Genomic DNA, 3,023 nt, shown 5'->3' with positions numbered 1-3,023 from the left:
TCGCCTGGGGGGGCGTGTCCCCCGCAGCCCTCCGGGCGGCCGCCGGGGGGCGGCCGGGCCGGGGCGGGCCCGCCGCGGCCGCCCCCCCCCCCCCCGCCGTGGCCGTCACGGTGCTCGCCGCCCTCTGCGGCGCCGCCGTCCTGCTGGCCGTCTTCCACTGGCTGGGCTGGAGCGTCCCCTGGGTCGGCTGGATCGTCGCCAAGGCCGGCATCAAGCTCGCCGTCGGGGGCTTCGCCGGGCTCGCCGCCGCCTTCGCCTGGCTCCGGTCGCGGTTGGGGCGTTCGGCGAGCGACTCGCCGTCCTGACGGCGCTCCAGGGCCCGTCCGGGCCGGCCGCGCGTCAGTCGGAACGGCCCAGCAGCATCATGAAGAGCGCGTAGTTCGGGATCCGGCTGACCGCGGTGTTCGACAGCGAGAGGAACTTGCCGTCCTTCTTGACCACCAGGTAGCCGTTGACCACGCTGATCGACTTGATGTCGGACCAGGGCACGAAACCGCGCTTCACCGTGCTCAGTCCGGCCGAGCTGACCAGCAGGTCACCGAAGGCCAGTTCCTCTCCGTCCGCCAGTGAGGCCCGGGCCCCGGACAGCTGGGTGGCCGCGACGTAGTGTGCGGCGGTCTCGCCCAACTCCGCCCACCTGCCCAGCTGGGTGCCTTTGTCCCCGCCGCTGAGCTTGGCGCGCCGCGGGTCGCGGTACTTGCCGTCGATCGTGAACGTCTCCCCGTCGTCCCGGGTGAACTGGTAGGAGAAGTCCGTTTCGGTGTAGATGCTGTGCGTGTAGTGGGCGACGGTCGACTGCATCACGGTCGCGACCTCGTCCCAGCGGAAGACCGTGAGCTCCAGGCCGCCGCCCTCGTGCACCAGGCCGTGGTCGAAGTGGTAGACCCGGAGCTTCTCCTGCTCGCGCGGCTGGCCGAAGAGTCGCGTCTTCGTCAGCACCAGGAAGCACTGGCGCAGCAGGCCGAGGTCGGCCTCCTGCGCCTGCTCGGCCACTGCGGTGGTGATCTGGGTATCCGTGGTCTCGACGACCTTCACCATGGCGCGCTCCTGTGTGTGGCGACTACGTCCATCGCAGTATTCCCCGGAGCCGGGAGTGGTGAGGCACAACAGCGCCCGCCCGCTTGGACTTTGGCAGTCTTTCGGCCAATCGCGCCCCGCTGGGCCTCGCCCGACGCGCGCTTCGACGGCCGCGGTGGAGCGGCCAGGCGCTCAACCCGCCTGCGGGGTGGGGCAGACGAGGTCGCGCTCGGGGGCGCGGTCGCCCAGCAGGTAGCTCTCGACGACGTTCGTGACGCAGGAGTTGGCGGTGGGGTACTGGCCGTGGTCGCCGCTCCCGGTGACGGTCACCAGCTTGGAGCCGCGCAGCGCGCGGTGCGCGCCGAGCGCCGCCTCGTAGTACGTCGCCGGGTCGTGCACCGAGTTGAGCATCAGCACCGTCGGCAGGTGGGCGCCGGTCACCTTGACCTTGGGGGCGGGCGCGGTCGGCCAGGACGCGCAGACCGCGCTGAAGGCCAGCGTGCGGGCGCCCGCCAGCGGATAGCGCGCGGTGTTCTCCGCGCCGCGCTGGACCCAGGTGTCCATGTCCGTGGTCCACGGGGTGTCGTTGCAGGTCACCGAGAAGTACTCGGCGAGGAACTCCGGGCTGAGGTACTGGCCGAACAGCCGCCCGGCCATCGCCTTGGCCGCGGGGTCGGCCCCCTGCCAGTCGTCGACGGCGGTCAGGGCCTGGGCGAGGAAGGGGAAGGTCTCCCGCTCGTAGATCGCGCTGATCGCGCCGTTGTCCAGCTGGTTCGGGCCGATCGTCAGGGAGCCGTCGATGATGGGCTGGTCGTGCAGCGCGGCGCGCCGCTGCTCCCAGCGCGCCTGCACCTCCTCGGGGGTGGAGCCCCAGTGGTAGGTGGCGTCGCGGGCCGCCAGCCACGGCACGAAGTCCTCGTCGAAGCGGCGCTGGAAGCTCATCGGCTGGCCCAGTTCGAACTTCTCCCAGGTGCCGTCGAAGCCGATGTTGCTGTCCAGGACCATCCGCTCGACCCGGTGCGGGAAGAGCGTTCCGTAGTAGGCCCCGATCATCGAGGCGTAGGACGGGCCGAAGTAGCTGAGCTTCTGCTCGCCGAGCAGGCCGCGGAACAGGTCGATGTCGTGGGCGGTCTGCTCGGTGTTCAGGTAGGGCAGCAGGTCGCCCGTGCGCTCCTGGCAACTGGCGGCCAGCTTCTTGGAGTTGGCGACCACCCGGTCGATCGCCGCCGGGGACTGGTCGCGGAAGTCGCCGGCCAGGAAGTCCTGGAACTCCTCCGGCGTCTGGCACACGGCCCGGGTGCTCTCGCCGACCCCGCGCTGGTCGAAGCCCACGATGTCGTACGCGGCGCCGACGGCCGGGGCGGCCGTGGCCAGGTTCGCCGGGCGCAGCAGGCCCGACGCGCCGGGGCCGCCGGCGGCCATCAGCAGCGTGCCCTTGCGCTTGGCCGGGTCGCCGGCGCGGTGCCGGGAGACGGCGATCGTCACGTCGGCGCCGGCGTCGGCGTGGTGCCAGTCGCGCGGGGCGGTCATGGTGGCGCAGTCCAGCGCCGGTTGCTTGGCGCAGGGCTGCCAGGCGAGGGTCTGGTGGGTGTAGCGGGCGGGGGCGACCTCGGCGTCGCCCGGGTTCCGGCCGGCGTCCGGGGCGGCGCTGGCGGTGGCCGGCACGGCGAGGCCGGCCAGGACGGCGGCGACGACGGCCACGGCGGCGCGCCGGGTGCGGGAGGCGGTGGCGCCGGCGGCCGGGGTGTGCGAGGCGGTGGTGTTCGGCGCGGTGGTGCTCGGCGTGATGGTGTGCGAGGCCGTGGTGTTCGATGCGTTGGTGTTCACGGGAATGATCCTGTCCGAGCCCGCCCTGACGGTCGATCATGCGGGGTTCCGTGTCCCGGGGGGGGCGGGGGTCAACCCCGCCGCCCCGGGGGGTATATACCCCCCCCCCGCGGCCGGGGGGGGGGGGGGGGGGGGGGCGGGGGGGGGGCCCCCCCCCCCCGCGGCCCAGCGTGGTGATG

3 protein-coding genes are annotated in these 3,023 nt (G+C 73.3%); 1 reads left to right on the top strand and 2 read right to left on the bottom strand.

Annotated elements, in window-relative coordinates; genetic code table 11:
- The coding region (locus ACFV6I_RS38790; protein WP_380430918.1) for a hypothetical protein at positions 1–305 on the top strand (305 nt) is incomplete at its 5' end.
- 34 nt (positions 306–339) lie between these two features.
- On the opposite strand, the gene ACFV6I_RS38785 is transcribed toward ACFV6I_RS38790, so the two are convergent.
- Together ACFV6I_RS38785 and ACFV6I_RS38780 are read right to left on the bottom strand one after the other, a co-directional pair.
- A complete protein-coding gene (locus tag ACFV6I_RS38785; RefSeq protein WP_380430915.1) occupies positions 340–1,038 on the bottom strand; it encodes a DUF6585 family protein in 699 nt (232 codons plus the stop codon).
- 171 nt (positions 1,039–1,209) lie between these two features.
- Positions 1,210–2,844 (bottom strand): alpha/beta hydrolase, encoded by a 1,635-nt coding sequence (locus ACFV6I_RS38780; protein WP_380430912.1) that lies wholly within the window; start codon positions 2,842–2,844, stop codon positions 1,210–1,212.
- Positions 2,845–3,023: the final 179 nt, after the last annotated feature.

The sequence above is a fragment of the Kitasatospora sp. NPDC059803 genome (assembly GCF_042732255.1).
In the GTDB taxonomy this organism is placed as follows: Bacteria; Actinomycetota; Actinomycetes; order Streptomycetales; family Streptomycetaceae; genus Kitasatospora.
Note: the sequence above shows the minus strand (reverse complement) of the source record. Positions and strands in the feature narration are given on the sequence as shown.

Excerpts from the sequence above, each read along its gene's own strand:
- ACFV6I_RS38785 (WP_380430915.1), bottom strand. The coding sequence starts at position 1,038 with ATGGTGAAGGTCGTCGAGACCACGGATACCCAGATCACCACCGCAGTG.